We start from the raw sequence: 16,133 nt of genomic DNA, 5'->3' as shown, positions 1-16,133 counted from the left end.
TGACGGTCGAGTCGCCACGAACCGTGGGTGCCGGGCACGCCGCATCCGCGGTTCGTGGCGAGTCGACGATCCTGCCCGCGGGTCAAGCCGTGACGGTGACGAGCACGCGCTGCCAGCCGCTCGACCCGTCGGGGGCGATCGCGGCGCGCTCCTCGACCTGGGTGTCGCCGTTCGCGTTGACCGCGCGCACCTCGACGTAGTGCGTGCCGGCCTCGGCCTGCCACTCGAGCACCCACTGCACCCACGTGTCGGCGTTGATGGGGGTCGACAGCGTCGCAGACTGCCAGTCGCCGTCGTCGATGCGCACCTCGACGCGCTCGATGCCCACGGTCTGCGCCCACGCCATGCCGGCGACGGCCACGGTCCCGGCGGCGACCGGGGTGCCGGCGCGGGGAGTGTCGATGCGCGACGAGAACTTGATCGGGGCCTGAGCGGCGTAGCCGCGGGGGGTCCAGTACGCCTCGTCCTCGGCGAACGTCGTGACCTTGAGCTCCGTGACCCACTTCGTCGCCGACACGTAGCCGTAGAGCCCGGGAACGACCATCCGCACCGGGAAGCCGTGCTCGAGCGGCAGCGGCTCTCCGTTCATGGCGACCGCGAAGATCGCGTCGATCGAGTCGTCGGTGAGCGCCTCGAGCGGGGTGGAGGCCGTGTACCCGTCGACACTGGTGGAGAGCACCATGTCGGCTCCCGACTGCGGCCCGGCCATGCTCAGGATGTCGCGGATCGGAACGCCCTGCCAGATCGCGTTGCCGACGAGGCCGCCGCCGACCTCGTTCGAGACGCAGGTCAGGGTGACGGCGTACTCGTCGAGACCCATGCCGACGAGGTCGTCGAAGCTCAGCTCCACCCGCTGATCGACCATGCCGTCGATCACGAGGCGCCACGTCGACGGATCGACGGTCGGCACGGTCAGAGCCGTGTCGACACGGTAGAAGTCGGCGTTCGGCGTGATCAGCGGCGAGATGCCCTCGACGTCGAGCTCGGCGCCGTTCGGCACCGTCACGGTCGACCGCGGCTCGGGCAGCCGGAGCTCCTGCCGCAGGGCGTCGACGGAGGCCGCGGTCGCGTTCAGCAGGCGCGATCCCACCCCGACGACGGCCGCGGCCGCCGCGGTGACGAGCGTCGCCGTCAGGAAGGAGCGCCGACCGAACCCGCTCTCGCGGCGGGCGACCCCGTCGCGTCGAGCCGGATCCGCCGGTGCGGGCGCGGCGGCATCCGTCTGCGGGTGCGTGACGAGCTCGGACCGCGATGCCGCGACGACACCGCCGGCCTCGCGGCCGAGGGCCCACCGTCGCAAGCGGCTGATGAGCAGCACGAGCACGGCGCAGCCGACGAGGGTGCCGAGGACGGGCGGCAGCCAGGCGAGGGCCGAGGCGCCCGTACGGGTCACGATGGCGGCGGTAGACAGCACCCCGGCGAGGGCGATGACCACGAGGCCGAAGGGTCGGACGTAGTACTGCAGGATGCCGGCGATCGCCGCGGCGATCACGACGGCGAGCCCAAGGCTGCCGAGCAGGACGACCTTGTCGGCCGACCCGAAGGTCGCGATCGCGAACTCCTTCAGCGGCTGCGGCACGATGTCGATGACGAAGGCGCCGACCGCGAGGATCGGGCTGCTCTCCTTCGCGAAGAGCAACGCGGCGAGCTCGGCGATCGCGAGGAACGCCGCCGCGCTCACGATGCCGGCGATGGCGCTCCACAGCCACCAGAGTCCGCGCTTCGCGGATGTGGTCGATTTTGCCATCCCAGTCGCCCTTCGATCGGCGGGCCAGCCGGCTCGCGAATCAATCACATCTGCTCGAGTCCATCCGGCGAAACCGATTGACTCGAACGTGATTGATCGATTCGCGAGCTGCGTCCCGGCAGAGGTTGTTCGGTACGGGGGGCGGAACGGATGGGTCGGGGACTCAGCGAGTCGGATCGACGTCCGGCAGGGGCTTCTCGAAGCACTGCGAGAAGGCGAACGCGGTGTACGGCTCGTAGATGCCGATCGGGGTGTAGCCGAGCTTCTCGTAGAGCGCGACGGCGTCCTGCTGGCGGTCGCCCGTCTGCAGGATGAGCCGGGCGGCACCCCGCCCGCGGGCGATGCGGTCGAGCTCGGCGAGGAGCACGCGACTGGCGCCCGCGCCCCGTGCGCGCGGCTGGACGAAGACGCGCTTGATCTCCAGGTCGCGGATGCCGTCGTGCGCCAGATCGCGGAGGGCGCCGTGCGCGACGGGCGACCCCGCCGCATCCGACACGAGCACCGTCGCGACGATCGTCGCCGGGTCGACCGCGAACGCGCGGTTCGCCGCGTCCGCCTCGGCGGCATCGCCCGCCGCGAACCGGTCCGCGTAGCGCGGGCCGACTTCGTCGTCCATCTCGTCGCGCAGCGCCACCGCGCGCGGGTCGTCGTAGGCGACCGCCTCGACGACCCAGGTCGGCGCGACGCCGGGCGTCTCGGTCGGACGACCCGGCTCGGGAGCGAGGTCGTAGCCGAAGGAGAGGAGCCGGATGATGCGCCCCGGCTCGACCTCCCAGTCGCCCTCGCGATCGAGCAGCCGCTCGAAGCCGAGCTTGGCGTACAGGGCATGCGCTCCGGTCATCTCCGGGCCGCTGTTCATGACGACGCGGTGAGACCCGCGCGCGCGGGCGAGGTCGATGACGTGACGGGTCAGCGCCTCGCCGATCCCGCGTCCCCGGGCCTCGGGTGCGACCGCGAGCTGGCGGAAGTCGGTCTCGCCCGGGCGGGCGACCTCGGCCAGCGGCCGATTCGGGCGGGCGACCCACACCGTGCCGAGGATCGCGGCGTCGGCACCGTCGGAGCCCCCGTCGACCGCGACCCACACGTCGCCCGTGCGCACGCGACCCGCGACGTCGCGCAGCGAGGCGAGGTACTGCGCAGACAGCTCGCCGTAGCTGTGGCTGTAGGCGGCCGCGGTCACCTCGCCGGCCTGCTCGTACTCCTCGGTGCGGACGAGGCGGATGGTGACGGTCGTCGCGACCGTGCCGGTTGTCGTTGTCACGCCAGCGACGCTACCTCTCTGACGACCCGGTCCGGACCCACCGCGAGGCGGGCCCGGACCGGGTTCGAGAACGGGGGGTCAGGACTTCGGAAGTCCGGGCGGGTTGATCTCGCTCGCCTCGATGCGCTCCGACTCGAGGCCCCACGTCTCGAGCACCTCGTCGTACTGACCGCCCTCGATGATCGCGTTCAGCGCGATGCTCACGGGCTCGATCAGGCCGTTGCCCTTCGCCGTCGCCGCGGCGATGTTCGCCGTGAGCGGCCAGCCGCCCGGGACGACGCCGACGAGCTTGGTGTCGCCGGTCTCGCGTGCAGACCACGCCGACGTGGCGTTCGGTCCGAAGGTGGCGTCGACGCGACCGGACTGCAGCGCGAGCACCGCGGCGGCGTTGTCGTCGTAGTACTGCAGCTCGGCGGGCGCCTCGCCGGCGGCCTCGAGCTCCGCGTTCCAGGCCAGCAGCACCTGCTCCTGGTTGGTTCCCGACCCGACGACGATCTTCAGGCCCGAGATATCGGCGGCCTGCTCGATCTTCTCGATCTCGCTGTCCGACTGGACGTAGAAGCCCAGCAGGTCCTCGCGGTAGCTCGCGAAGTCGTAGAGCTCCTTGCGCTCCTCGGTGACGGTGACGTTCGAGGTGATGAGGTCGTACTTGCCCGACTGGATGCCGAGCGGCCAGTCCGCCCAGGCGACGACGACCGGGTTGTACTCGAGGCCGAGCGCCTCGGCCACGAGGGAGCCGATGTTCGGCTCCGTGCCGGCTGCCTCGGTCTCGCCCTCGGGGATGTAGCCGAGCGGCGGCAGGTAGGCGGAGTGGGCGACGGTGAGCTTGCCCTCCTCGACCGGGGTGAACCCGCTCGCCTCGAGCGCGGCGACCGCATCGGCGACGGGCTCGTCGAGGTGCACCCAGTGGATGTCGTCGGTCGCGACGTTGGCGGTGGTCGGCGCGGGTGCCGACGCCGCCTCGGCCTCCGCCGGCCGGTTGAGGTTCACGGCGGCGATGACGCCGCCCACGATCGCGGCGACCGCGACGACGCCGACGCCGACCGCGATCCCCTGCTTCTTGCTGATGGCCATGCTGTGGTTCCTTGTCTCGGTGGCGGGTCGGTGATCTCGGGTGGAGAGGGGGAAGGCGGGTCAGGCGAGGACCTTCGCGAGGAACTCCTGGACGCGCGGATGCCGCGGGGCCACGAGCACCTCGCTCGGGGGACCCTGCTCGATGATCCGGCCGGCATCGACGAACACGACGCGGTCGGCGACCTCTCGGGCGAAGCCGATCTCGTGCGTGACGATGATGAGCGTGGTCCCGAGCTGCGCCAGATCGCGGATGACGTCGAGCACCTCGCCGACGAGTTCCGGGTCGAGGGCGCTCGTCGGCTCGTCGAAGAGGATGACCTTCGGCTTGAGCGCGAGGGCGCGGGCGATCGCGACCCGCTGCTGCTGCCCGCCCGAGAGCTGGCGCGGATAGTGCCCGGCCTTGTCGGCGAGGCCCACGCGGTCGAGCAGGCCGAGGACGAGCTCGCGCGCGTCGTCCTTCGAAAGCCGGCCGAGCGCGATGGGCGCCTCCGTGACGTTCTCGAGGGCGGTGAGGTGCGGGAACAGGTTGAAGTTCTGGAAGACGATGCCGATCTGCGTGCGGCGCTCGAGCACCGCCTTCTCCCGCAGCTCGTAGAGCTTGCCGTTCCGCTGCTCGTAGCCGATCAGCTCGCCGTCGACCGTGACCGAGCCCCGGTCGACGGTCTCGAGGTGGTTGATCGTGCGCAGCAGGGTCGACTTGCCCGACCCGCTCGCCCCGAGCACCGCGACGACCTCGCCGGGCTGCACGGTCAGGTCGATGCCCTTCAGGACCTCGACGCCGCCGTAGCTCTTGTGGACGTTGTGGATCTCGACGAGGCCGCGGGTCGCGGCATCCGCTGTCGTCGTCATGACTCTCCTCCGGACGTGAGGCGGCCGTCGCCGGGTGCGGCATGGCGCGTCGCGCGGTCGACCGGTGGCGCTTCGGCGCCGGGCAGCGGAGCGGGAGTTTGGTCGTCGTCGCCCAGACGCGCCCACTGCAGGCCGATCCAGTGACGCGCCTTCTGCACCGGCGTCGGCGGCAGCACGCGCACGGCGCCGCGGGCGTAGTGACGCTCGATGTAGTACTGCAGGATGCTCAGGATCGTCGTGATGATCGTGTACCAGACGACGGCGACGAGAAGCAGCGGGATCACGCGGCTGTTGCGGTTGTAGATGACCTGCACCGCGTAGAAGAGCTCGGGGATCGCGATGACGAAGAGCACCGACGTCCCCTTGACGAGACCGATGACCTCGTTCGTGGCGTTCGGGATGATCGAGCGCATCGCCTGCGGCAGCACGATGCGCGACAGGCGCCGGCGCGGCGGGATGCCGAGGGCCGCGGCGGCCTCGAGCTGGCCTTGGTCGACCGAGAGCAGACCGCCGCGGATGATCTCGGCCGAGTAGGCCGCCTGGTGGAGGCTGAGACCGAGCACACCGGCCGCGAACGCGCTGATGAGCTGCACGGTCGGGAACTCGACGATCCAGAAGTCGGTCGTGAACGGGGTGCCGAGACCGAGCGTCGGATACAGGTAGCCGAGGTTGTACCAGACGACGAGCTGCACGACGAGGGGGACCGAGCGGAAGAACCAGATGAAGCTCCACGCGGCGGCGTTCAGCAGCGGCGACTTCGCGAGACGCGCGAGGGCGAGCACGGTGCCGAGCAGGAAGCCGATGGTCGCCGAGACCGCCGTGTAGACGAGGGTGAGCCAGAGCCCCTGCAGCACCGGCTCGGAGAAGAAGTAGTGCGCGAAGTAGTCCCACTCGTAGTTCTCGTTCGTGACGAGCGACCAGAGGAACTGCGCGACGACGAACACGACGATGGCGGCGATGGTCCAGCGGAACCAGTGCTTCGTGCGGACGACCGGGATGTCGCCGAGGTCGACGCGACCGGACGATGACGTCGCGGACGCCGCCGACGTGGGCGCGGCCGTGCCGGCGGCGTCGACGCGCGGAGCTGTGTCGGTCATGCGGGCCCTCCTCGGGCAGAGCGGATGCTGCGGATCGCCCGACAGTAGAGCGACGCGGATGCCGTCGTCGCGCCGCCCGCACACACGGCGCAATGCGCGGGAACATGGCGTAACATCGCCGGCCGCGCACGCCGCCCCCGCGGGCACCCGCGCAGCGGAGGAGATCGACGCCCGGGAGGGCCACCCGCGGCATCCTGCCCTCTCCCGGGCCGATCTCCTCCGGAACGCGCCGCTCCGGAACGCGCCGCTACGGGACGCGCACGCCGACGAAGCTCGTCCGGCGCCGCAGCTCGAAGCCGAGCTTCTCGTACCCCGCGATCGCGTTGACGTTGCTCGCCGCGGCGTGCATGAGCGCCCGACCGCCGCGCTGCTGGATGTGGAACGCGACGTCCAGCACCAGGCGCGAGGCGAGCCCCTGACGGCGGAAGTCGACGTCCGTCGCCACGGCGCTGATCTCCGTCCACTCCCCCGGCTGCAGTCGCTCGCCCGCCATGGCGATGAGGCGACCGTCCCGACGGATGCCGATGTACCGCCCGAGCAGGTGGGTGCGCGGCCGGAACGGGCCGGGCCGGTTGCGCTCGACGAGCGCGAGCATGTCGGGCACGTCGTCGGCGCCGAGCAGCACGGCCTCCTCGTCGGGACGCGGGTGCAGCCGGTCGGTCTCGACCAGCTGCACGCCGGCGCCGCGGAAGGTCTCCGTCCACCCCGCGGGGAGCTCCGGGTCGGCCGCGCTGATGCTGAACTCGTTGCCGGAGCCGACCACGGCCGTCAGCGAGTCCCACACCGCCGGGTCGTCCCAGGTGCGGACGCCGACGAAGCCGGCGACGTCGTCCGGGTACCGTCGCACGAGGTCGTCCCCGATCGCGAGGTGCGCATGGGCACCGGCGAGTGAGTGCCACGCGGCATTGTCGCGCACGTCCTCGTCGACCTCGCGGTCGTGCACGGGGGGAATCGTGGTGGTCATGGCAGGGTCCTCTCAGGCCGTCCGCAGAATCCGCTCCGTCACGCGTGCGCAGAAGTGCAGTGCGTCGACGGGCACGCGCTCGTCCGCCGCGTGGAACTGGGCGAACACGTCGAAGTCCTTCTCAACACGCAGCGGCACGAATCCATACCCGGCGATGCCGAGCCGTGCGAAGTGCTTGTTGTCGGTGCTGGCCGGAAGCAGATAGGGCACGACGACGCCGTCCGGGTCCTCGGCGCCGATGGCCTGCTGCAGCACGTCGAGCAGAGGCGCCGCCGCGGGCGCCTCGGTGGCCGACCACCACCGCCCCTCGACGACCTCGGCGTCATCGCCCACCAGGTCGGCGAGCTCGCGGCGGAGCGCCGCGTCCTGCCCCGGGAGCAGTCGGATGTCGAGCAGCGCGGACGCCTCAGCGGGGATGACGTTGACCTTCGACCCGCCGCGGAGCACCGTCGGCGTCACCGTGTTGCGGGTGGAGGCTCCGATGAGCGTCGACACGAAACCGAGCGTGGCGAGGTCGTCCTCGAGTGTCGCGTCGGTGAAGGACAGCCCGCGCGCGCGGCCGAACGCATCCAGGAATCCCTGCAGCGCCGGGGTCCGGACCACGGGGAATCGATGCGCTCCGATCGCGGCCACCGCCCGCGCGAGCCGGACGACCGCGGTGTCGCCCGTGGGACGCGACCCGTGCCCGGCGCGACCGCGCGCGACGAGGGTCGCGCCGGCCGCGCCTTTCTCGGTCGTGGCGACGAGATAGGCGCGGCGCGCGGTCGCGGCATCCGCGTCCGACGACGAGCCCGCCGCCGGTTCCGCGTCGAGGGGCACCGCGAACCCGCCGACCTCGCTGACCGCCTCGGTGACGCCGGCGAGCAGGTCGGGACGGTGCCGCACGAGCCAGTCGGCGCCCCAGAGCCCGCCACTCTCCTCGTCGGCGAGGAACGCGAGCACGAGGTCGCGTCGCGGCACCATCCACTCGCGCGCGTAATGGCGGGCGACGGCGACGAGCGTCCCGGCGAAGTCCTTCATGTCGACGGCGCCGCGTCCGTAGAGGTAGCCCTCGTGGATCTCGGCACCGAACGGGGGGTGCGTCCAGTCGTCGGCGACCGCCGGCACGACGTCGAGGTGCGCGTGCACCAGCAGCGCTCCCGCCGCCGGATCGCTGCCCGGGATGCGCGCGACGAACGAACCGCGTCCCGGTGCCGGCTCGATGAACTCCCCTGCGATGCCGGCCTCGGCGAGCCATTCCTGCACGAGGCGGGCCGCCCGCGTCTCGCCGTCGCCGATCGTCTCGGGGTCGCCGGTGTTGACGCTGTCGATGCGGATGAGCTCCCGCACGAAGCGGACCGCCTCGTCCTCGAGAAGAGTCGTCATGCCCGGCGACGCTAGTCGCTGGAGGGCGACACGTCGCCCGGGCCCGCCACATACGGTCACGAGCGCGCGCGAGCGCTAGGGTGCCCCCGTGAGGACTGCGAAGACATCGACACCGGCGACCGTGTGGTCGCTCCTCCGACTCGCGATGTCAGCGGTCATCGTCGCGGCCGTGGTCACCCAGCTCGTCGTCTCGATGACCCGGACGGCTGAGACCGGCGGCGACGTGGCGACCGTGGTCGCGAACTTCTTCAGCTTCTTCACGATCCTCTCGAACGTCATCGCCGCCGCCGTGCTGACGTGGGCTGCCGCGGCATCCCTCTCCGGTCGATGCGAGGGATCGGCCGCGCTGCCGCTGTCGGTCGCGCTGGCGTGCGGGACGACCTACATGATCATCACCGGGGTCGTCTACAACGCTCTGCTGCGCGGCATCACGCTGCCCCAGGGGTCCGAGCCCGTCCCCTGGTCGAACGAAGTGCTGCACCTGATCGGGCCGACCTTCCTGCTCCTCGACCTCGTCATCGGCACGCCGCGTCGCTCCGTGCGCTGGCGCGCGCTCCTGGTCATCGTGTCGTTCCCGCTGCTGTGGACGGCCTACACGCTCATCCGCGGCCCGCTCGTGACGAACCCCACGACCGGCCAGCCGTTCTGGTACCCCTACCCGTTCCTGAACCCGAACAGCCCGGGCGGCTGGGGGATGGTCATCGGATACGTCGTCGCCATCGCGGTCGCGTTCATCGTGGTGGGCTCGTTCACCGTGTGGGTGACACGGCGACGCTCGGCAGAGCGACGCCGTCCGATGCGGTGACGCTGACGTCGATGACGAACGACCGGGGCCGCCGACTGATCGAGCGCGCCGGCGCGCGCCTCGAGCCGCATCATCCGCCGTTCATGTCGTCTCATCCGACCGCCCTCGGCTGGCTCTGGATGGCCGCGGTCGTCGCGATCCTCGTCGTCTGCGACATCGCCGGCGGCCCCGGGTGGCTGCGGGCAGTCCTGACTCTCTCCGCTGCCCTGCCCCCGCTCGCCGCCACGCTGGTCGTGCTCTCGCAGACGCCCCGCTCGCATCTCGAGTACGAACCGTCGATCCTGACCCACTTCTTCGCGCGATTCCTCGCCCTCTTCAGCGCCTTCGTCTTCTGGCTGGGCTCGGTCGTCATCGGCGGCGCGATCGCCGTACAGCTCACCGACGAGAGCGGCACCGACGTCGCGACGGCCTGGGGGGCCGCGATCGAGATCTTCGCGATGATCGTGCCGCCGGTGACTGTGCTGCTCTACTGCGTGCTGATCATCCGCTACGCCGGGTACCTCGTGCGCCTGCGCGGCTGGCCGGCCGTGCCGACCCGCCACCGCATCCCGGAGCATCTCCTCGCCGAGGCGCCGCGCACCCGCCGAGTCGTCATCGGTCTCGCGCACCCGGGTCTGCTGCTGGCCGCCGGACTGCTCTCGACGCTCGTGGCGCTCGCGCTGACGATCCGCGCCGAGGCGCTGCTGAGCTGACGCGAGCGGCGCGGGTCCTCAGTCGACGGCGCCGCGGACGAGGGCGCGCACGCGCTCCTCGACCTCGGGCGTGACCTCGACGATCGCGAACGAGGTCGGCCACATGGCGCCGTCGTCGAGGGTCGCGGTCTCGTCGAAGTTCAGGGTCGGGTAGCGCGTGTCGAACTTCGACTTCGGCTGTACGAAGATCACGACCTTTCCCTCGCGGGCATAGGCGGGGAACCCGTAGAAGGTCTTCGGGTCAAGGTGGCCCGCCTCCTCCGAGACGATGCGATGGACCGCCCGGGCGACCTCGCCGTCGATCCCGTCGAGGGCCTCGATGGCAGCCATGCACGCCTCGAGCTCTTTGGCGAGCTTCGCAGCGCCCTTCAACCCCTTCGTCGACCGCAGCTCGTCGGCGCGCTGCTTCATGGCCGCCTTCTCCTCGTCGGAGAAGCCCGCACCCCGTGTCGCCTCGTCCGCCATGACATCCTCCCCGCACCGGTTCCGCGCCCCCGCCGGGGCATCCGATCCGATCGTGCCACCGTCGGCCCGTCCTGCCCAGCCCCGTAGGCTCATCCCATGCGCGCTCGCCTCGGTTCGACCCTGCTCGTCCTGTCCGCCCTCGTCCTCGTGGGATGCTCCTCGACGCCGAGCGCCGGACCCGATGCCGATGTTCCGACCGTCGATGCCGTTCCCGAGGGCGCCTGCGCCTACGTCGAGGCACCCGGCGGCGTGCGCGAGGTCTCGCCCCCGCCGGCCGAGGCCGAGGTGTCCGGCGCCGTGGCCGCGACGCTGCAGACGTCGGTGGGCGACATCCCGATGACTCTCGACGCCGACACCACCCCCTGCACGGTGGGCAGCTTCGTGTCGCTCGCGCAGCAGGGCTACTACGACGACTCGCCCTGCCACCGCCTGACGACACAGGGCATCTTCGTCCTGCAGTGCGGCGACCCGTCGGGAACCGGCCGCGGCGGCCCCGGCTACCGCTACGCCGACGAGCTCGACGGCGGCGAGACGTATCCCGCCGGCACGGTCGCGATGGCAAACGCCGGGCCCGACACCAACGGCTCGCAGTTCTTCCTGGTCTACGAGGACACGGCGCTGCCGCCGTCCTACACCGTCTTCGGCCAGCTCGACGAAGCCGGTCTCGCCGTCGTGCGCGAGGTCGCTGCAGCCGGAGCCGAGGGCGGCGCCGCCGACGGCGCGCCCGCGACGGCGGTCACCATCACCGGCGTGGCCGTCGGCTGACCCGGCGGGCGCCGGCGTGCGGACACCCGCGTCTTTGCGGCCCCGCGCGCAGAACTCAGTCGATCCCGTTCGTCTCGCCCCCGCCCGCGGGGCGACCGCGCGTGCAGGAGCGATATCGACGGAGTTCTGCACACACCCGCCCGGCGCCGGCGGCCGCACCCGGCACCGCCCCGCAACGGGCAACCCCGCCCGCTCACTAGGATTGACCCCATGTCGAAGGTCCTCCAGTCCCTGCCCGTCGGCGAGCGCGTCGGCATCGCCTTCTCGGGGGGTCTCGACACCTCCGTCGCGGTCGCGTGGATGCGCGATAAGGGCGCCGTCCCCTTCACCTACACCGGCGATCTCGGCCAGTACGACGAGGACGACATCGCCTCCATCCCGGGCCGGGCGCTGCAGTACGGCGCCGAGGGCTCGCGCCTCATCGACTGCAAGCCGATGATGGTCGAGGAGGGTCTGGTCGCCCTCTCGTGCGGCGCCTTCCACATCCGCTCGGGCGGACGCACCTACTTCAACACGACGCCGATCGGCCGCGCCGTCACCGGCACGATGCTCGTCCGCGCCATGAAGGAGGACGGCGTCGACATCTGGGGCGACGGCTCCACCTATAAGGGCAACGACATCGAGCGGTTCTACCGCTACGGCCTGCTCGCCAACCCCGCGCTGCGCATCTACAAGCCGTGGCTCGACGCCGACTTCGTCACCGAGCTCGGCGGCCGCACCGAGATGAGCGAGTGGCTCGTCGCGCACGGCTTCCCGTACCGCGACTCGGTCGAGAAGGCGTACTCGACCGACGCCAACATCTGGGGCGCGACGCACGAGGCGAAGACGCTCGAGCACCTCGACGTCTCGCTCGAGATCGTCGAGCCGATCATGGGCGTCCGCTTTTGGGATCCGGCCGTCGAGATCGAGACCGAGGACGTCTCGGTCACCTTCGAAGCGGGCCGCCCCGTCGCCGTCAACGGCGTCGAGTACGCCGACATCGTCGAGCTCGTCATGGCGGCCAATGCCATCGGCGGTCGCCACGGCCTCGGCATGAGCGACCAGATCGAGAACCGCATCATCGAGGCCAAGAGCCGCGGCATCTACGAGGCCCCGGGCATGGCGCTGCTGTTCATCGCCTACGAGCGGCTGGTCAACGGCATCCTGAACGAAGACACCCTCGCGACGTACCACGAGCAGGGGCGGCGCCTCGGGCGCCTCATGTACGAGGGTCGCTGGCTCGAGCCGCAGTCGTTCATGCTGCGGGAGTCGATCCAGCGCTGGGTGGGCTCGGCGATCAGTGGCACCGTCACGCTGCGCCTGCGCCGCGGCGAGGACTACACGATCCTCAACACCGAGAGCCGCAACCTGTCGTACTCGCCCGAGAAGCTCTCGATGGAGCGCGTGGGCGATTCGGCGTTCGGTCCGACCGACCGCATCGGCCAGCTCACGATGCGCAACCTCGACATCGCCGACTCCCGCGCGCGCCTGGAGCACTACGCCGGCATCGGCCTCATCGGCGGTCCGACGGCCGAGCTCGTCGGCGACCTCGAGCGCGGCGGCGCGGCCGAGATCACCGGCAACGTCGAGCAGACCGATCAGGCTCTCGCCGACGCGGTGGATGCCGCCGGCGAATCCGCCTCGTTCGACTTCGGCGCCGACTGACCCCTGTCCCGCTCCCGCGCGGATCGACCCGCTGCGCCCGACTCGATCGGATGCAGCGGGTCGATCCGCGTCGGATGGGTGAGCGCGCGCAGCGCCCGGCCGGAGCAGTCTCGGCATCCCGCTCGCACCATCGCTAACTTGCACAATAGTGTGCAGGTTCGTACCATTGCCGTGTGACCTCCCCCTCTCCGATGCGCCGCCCGCGACGGGATGCCGCGGCGAATCGCGCGGGCCTGCTGACCGCTGCGGCGCAGACCCTCGCCACCGACCCCGGCGCCTCCGTCGACACCATCGCCCGCGCCGCGGGCCTCAGCCGCCGCGCGCTCTACGGCCACTTCGACGACCGTGATGCGCTGCTGCGCGAGCTCATCGCCACCGGCGCGCAGCGGTTCAACGACATCGCCGAGCAGTCCGCCGACCCCTCGAGTCCGGCGCCGGTCGCCCTGGCCCGCCTCGCCGCCCGCCTGTGGACGGAGGCCTCGCACGTGCAGGTCGCCGCCGCCATCGCGCTCGACGAGCGTCATGTCGCCGAGTCCGCCGCCGCCCTTGCTCCGCTGCGCCGCACGGTCATGAACCTCGTCCGCCGCGGCCAGGACGACGGATCGCTGCGCACAGACGTCGCCGCACCGACCCTCGCCCGCCTGATCGAGGAGACCGCGCGCACCGTGATCGTGCGGCTGGACGCTTCCTCGCCGGAGGCGGGGTCGCTGGCCGTTCGAGCGGTTCTGTCGATCGCGGGACTGTCGTGGCGCGAGGCCGAGACCCTCGTCGGCGCCCACCCCGACATCCTGGGCGAGGCGGCCTGATGCGCGTCGAGCTGACGGACGTTGCGAAGGGCCGACGCGATCTCGCCCTCCCGCCGACGACACTGTCGTTCCGCAGCGGGCGCGCCACTCTCGCGATCGCCGAGACCGAGCAGCGGCCGACCGTGCTCGGTCTCATCGCCAGTGGACGGATGCGCCCCGACGCCGGCGTCGTCCGCGTCGACGGCGCGTCGGCCGCGCGCTCGCTGCGCCGGCGCACGGCGCTTCTCGACGCGCCCGAGGTGAGCGATCCGCCGCCGAACATCGCGACGGTCGGCGTCGTGGGCGAGGAGCTGATGTTCGCCGGGTTCGCCGCCGACCCGATCGCCGCCCGGCGCTGGCTCGACGAGCACGGCCTCCGTCACCTCACGCGCGTGCCGATCGGCGACGTCCCGGCCATCGACCGCATCCGCCTCATGCTCGAGCTCGCGGTGCTCCGTCCGGGCGTCGAGGCGATCGTCCTCGTCTCGCCCGACCGTCACGGCGGCGACCCGCGCGCCTGGTGGGGGCTGTGCCGCGAGTTCGCCGGTCGCGGGTACGCGGTCCTCGTCATCGCCGGCGAGGCGGCCGCGACGCTGCTCGCCGAGGACGCTCCCCGCCGCCGACCGCTGCCGAGCGGCATCCGACTGCGCAGCACCCGACCGAAAGCCGACCGTTGAAGATTCCCGCTCTTCTCACCGCAGAGCTCCGCCGTCTCACCGCCACACGCATGTCGGTGGTGGCGCTCATCGCCCTCATGCTCGTGCCCGTGCTCTACGGCGGGCTGTACCTGTGGGCGAACCAGGACCCCTACGGCAAGCTGTCGGAGCTCCCCGTCGCCCTCGTCGACCTCGACGAGGGCGCGCCGGCCGCCGACGGGGCGGGCGCGGTCGACTACGGGGCACAGGTGGCCGATCAGCTCGTCGACGACGGCTCGTTCGCATGGCGGCGACTCGACGCCGACGCCGCGCGCGAGGCGCTGCGCACGGGTGAGGTGGACTTCTCCGTGACGCTCCCGGCCGACTTCTCGGCGGCGCTCGTCAGCCCTTCCGGCGACGCGCCGACGCAGGCGACGATCCTTCTCTCGACGAACGACGCGAACAACTACCTCGCCTCGACGATCGGCTCGCAGGCGGTCGAGCGCATCCGCAGCTCGGTCGCCGAGCTCGTGGGCCGTGAGGCGGCATCCCGACTGCTCACCGGCATCGCCGACATCCGCGTCCAGCTGCAGGATGCCGCGACCGGCGCCACGAGCCTCGCCGACGGGGCCGGTCAGGCCCACGACGGGGCCGCGCAGCTCGCCGACGGTGCCGGCCGGCTGTCGGCCGGAACCGCGCAGCTGGACGACGGGGCGCGGTCGCTCGCCGGTGGAGCCGCCCAGCTCGCCGACGGCAGCCGGACCCTCGCCGGCGGGGCCGCCGACCTCGCGACGGGGGCCGCGCAGGTCGCGGACGGCACGGCGACGATCGCGGGCTACGCGGATCGCGCCGGATCCGCGGTCGACGAGGCGGCCGCGCGGCTGCCCGAGGTGCGTTCGGACATCGCCCGGATCCTGGCGGACCGCGGTCTCGATCAGGCGCAGATCGACGAGGTCCTCCGCACCCTCGATCCGATCGGCGACCGGCTGGCGACCGGAGCCGCCCGTGTCGACGACGCCGTCTCGCAGGTCGACCGGCTCGCCGCGGGCGCCGCGCAGGTGAGTGCGGGGGCGACGCGGCTCAGCGGCGGCGCCGGCGATCTCGCCACGGGCACCGCGACATTGTCCGCGGGGGCCGACCAGCTCGCCACCGGAACCGGCGATGCCGCGGCGGGAGCAGCATCCCTCGACGAGGGAGCGGCGTCGCTCGCGGGCGGACTCGCGACGCTCGACGACGGCGCCGGCCGGCTGCGCGACGGACTCGAGGCGGGTGTGGCGCAGCTGCCCGACACCACCTCCGCCGTCCGCGACCAGCAGGCCCGGACGATCGCCGACCCCGTCGCCGTGGACTCGGGCAACCTCGCCCGTGCCGGCGACTACGGCGCCGGGCTCGCACCGTTCTTCGCGGCCCTGGCCGGCTGGATCGGCATCTACGCCCTGTTCCTCATCGTGAAGCCGATCTCACGCCGTGCCGTCACGGCGCTCCGCTCCCCCGTCCGCGTCACGCTCGCGGGCTGGCTCACACCTGCCCTTCTCGGCAGCCTCGGCATGGTCGCGCTCTTCGGCGTGCTCTCCCTCGCCCTCGGCTTCGACTTCTCGAGTCCGGTGGGAACGCTCGGCGTGCTGCTGACGGCGTCGTTCACCTACGCCGCCATCATCCTCGCCCTGAACGTCTGGCTCGGCTCGGTCGGACAGTTCCTCGGACTCGTGCTGATGGTCGTGCAGCTCGTCACGGCGGGCGGGACTTTCCCGTGGCAGACGCTGCCGGCGCCGCTCGCGGCCCTGCACCACGTCCTGCCGATGGGCTACGTCGTGGATGCGATGCGTCAGTGGATGTACGGCGGCGACCTCAGCCGCATCCCGCTCGACATCGCGGTGCTGTTCGCCTGGATGGTCGGCGCGCTGCTGCTCGCGGTCGTCGGCGTGACGCGCATGACGCAGCGCCGCACCCTGCGCGACCTGCAGCCCAGCCTGATCGGCTGACGC

General features: G+C 71.9%; 15 protein-coding genes. 7 read left to right on the top strand and 8 right to left on the bottom strand.

The window, feature by feature from the left end:
• Positions 1 to 82: 82 nt before the first annotated feature.
• The 7 genes from F6B42_RS02115 to F6B42_RS02080 all read right to left on the bottom strand — a co-directional run bounded on the left by F6B42_RS02115 (position 83) and on the right by F6B42_RS02080 (position 8,357).
• Entirely contained in the window at positions 83 to 1,747 is a 1,665-nt protein-coding gene (locus F6B42_RS02115; RefSeq protein ID WP_150417934.1) for a molybdopterin-dependent oxidoreductase, read from the bottom strand.
• A gap of 163 nt (positions 1,748 to 1,910) precedes the next feature.
• Positions 1,911 to 3,008, bottom strand: coding sequence for a GNAT family N-acetyltransferase (locus F6B42_RS14910; protein ID WP_223878292.1), 1,098 nt, complete (start codon positions 3,006 to 3,008; stop codon positions 1,911 to 1,913).
• Positions 3,009 to 3,086: 78 nt separating this feature from the next.
• Positions 3,087 to 4,082: an ABC transporter substrate-binding protein gene (locus F6B42_RS02100; RefSeq protein WP_150417933.1), complete on the bottom strand. Its 996-nt coding sequence runs from the start codon at positions 4,080 to 4,082 to the stop codon at positions 3,087 to 3,089.
• Between the two features lie 60 nt (positions 4,083 to 4,142).
• The gene (locus F6B42_RS02095) at positions 4,143 to 4,931 is read right to left on the bottom strand and encodes an amino acid ABC transporter ATP-binding protein (RefSeq protein WP_150417932.1); all 789 of its coding nucleotides are present in this window, start codon (positions 4,929 to 4,931) and stop codon (positions 4,143 to 4,145) included.
• Positions 4,928 to 6,028, bottom strand: a complete 1,101-nt coding sequence (locus F6B42_RS02090) for an amino acid ABC transporter permease (RefSeq protein WP_150417931.1) — start codon at positions 6,026 to 6,028, stop codon at positions 4,928 to 4,930. The genes F6B42_RS02095 and F6B42_RS02090 overlap by 4 nt, the downstream gene beginning before the upstream one ends.
• Positions 6,029 to 6,275: 247 nt before the next feature.
• The gene (locus tag F6B42_RS02085) at positions 6,276 to 6,992 is read right to left on the bottom strand and encodes a GNAT family N-acetyltransferase (protein WP_150417930.1); all 717 of its coding nucleotides are present in this window, start codon (positions 6,990 to 6,992) and stop codon (positions 6,276 to 6,278) included.
• A 12-nt stretch (positions 6,993 to 7,004) separates the two neighbouring features.
• Positions 7,005 to 8,357, bottom strand: a complete 1,353-nt coding sequence (locus tag F6B42_RS02080) for a M20/M25/M40 family metallo-hydrolase (RefSeq protein WP_150417929.1) — start codon at positions 8,355 to 8,357, stop codon at positions 7,005 to 7,007.
• Positions 8,358 to 8,445: 88 nt separating this feature from the next.
• On the opposite strand from F6B42_RS02080, the gene F6B42_RS02075 reads away from it, so the two are divergent.
• Together F6B42_RS02075 and F6B42_RS02070 are read left to right on the top strand one after the other, a co-directional pair.
• Entirely contained in the window at positions 8,446 to 9,162 is a 717-nt protein-coding gene (locus tag F6B42_RS02075) for a Pr6Pr family membrane protein (RefSeq protein WP_223878291.1), read from the top strand.
• A gap of 11 nt (positions 9,163 to 9,173) precedes the next feature.
• Positions 9,174 to 9,854 carry a hypothetical protein gene (locus F6B42_RS02070; RefSeq protein ID WP_150417928.1) on the top strand — a complete coding sequence of 227 codons (681 nt, stop codon included), beginning with the start codon at positions 9,174 to 9,176 and terminating at the stop codon, positions 9,852 to 9,854.
• 18 nt (positions 9,855 to 9,872) lie between these two features.
• On the opposite strand, the gene F6B42_RS02065 is transcribed toward F6B42_RS02070, so the two are convergent.
• Positions 9,873 to 10,319 (bottom strand): hypothetical protein, encoded by a 447-nt coding sequence (locus tag F6B42_RS02065; RefSeq protein WP_150417927.1) that lies wholly within the window; start codon positions 10,317 to 10,319, stop codon positions 9,873 to 9,875.
• 96 nt (positions 10,320 to 10,415) lie between these two features.
• Here F6B42_RS02065 and F6B42_RS02060 point away from each other — a divergent pair, with 96 nt between their 5' ends.
• The 5 genes from F6B42_RS02060 to F6B42_RS02040 all read left to right on the top strand — a co-directional run bounded on the left by F6B42_RS02060 (position 10,416) and on the right by F6B42_RS02040 (position 16,130).
• Positions 10,416 to 11,084 (top strand): peptidylprolyl isomerase, encoded by a 669-nt coding sequence (locus F6B42_RS02060; protein ID WP_150417926.1) that lies wholly within the window; start codon positions 10,416 to 10,418, stop codon positions 11,082 to 11,084.
• Positions 11,085 to 11,294: 210 nt separating this feature from the next.
• Positions 11,295 to 12,728 (top strand): argininosuccinate synthase, encoded by a 1,434-nt coding sequence (gene argG / locus F6B42_RS02055; protein ID WP_150417925.1) that lies wholly within the window; start codon positions 11,295 to 11,297, stop codon positions 12,726 to 12,728.
• Positions 12,729 to 12,901: 173 nt separating this feature from the next.
• Entirely contained in the window at positions 12,902 to 13,534 is a 633-nt protein-coding gene (locus F6B42_RS02050) for a TetR/AcrR family transcriptional regulator (protein WP_150417924.1), read from the top strand.
• On the top strand, positions 13,534 to 14,190 hold the full coding sequence (locus F6B42_RS02045) for a hypothetical protein (RefSeq protein ID WP_191089240.1): 657 nt from the start codon (positions 13,534 to 13,536) through the stop codon (positions 14,188 to 14,190). Before F6B42_RS02050 ends, F6B42_RS02045 begins: the two co-directional genes overlap by 1 nt.
• The gene (locus tag F6B42_RS02040) at positions 14,187 to 16,130 is read left to right on the top strand and encodes a YhgE/Pip domain-containing protein (RefSeq protein WP_150417923.1); all 1,944 of its coding nucleotides are present in this window, start codon (positions 14,187 to 14,189) and stop codon (positions 16,128 to 16,130) included. Before F6B42_RS02045 ends, F6B42_RS02040 begins: the two co-directional genes overlap by 4 nt.
• Positions 16,131 to 16,133 lie beyond the last annotated feature (3 nt).

Origin of the sequence: Microbacterium radiodurans (assembly GCF_008710705.1) — a bacterium.
Classification (GTDB): Bacteria; Actinomycetota; Actinomycetes; order Actinomycetales; family Microbacteriaceae; genus Microbacterium; species Microbacterium radiodurans.
Note: the sequence above shows the minus strand (reverse complement) of the source record. Positions and strands in the feature narration are given on the sequence as shown.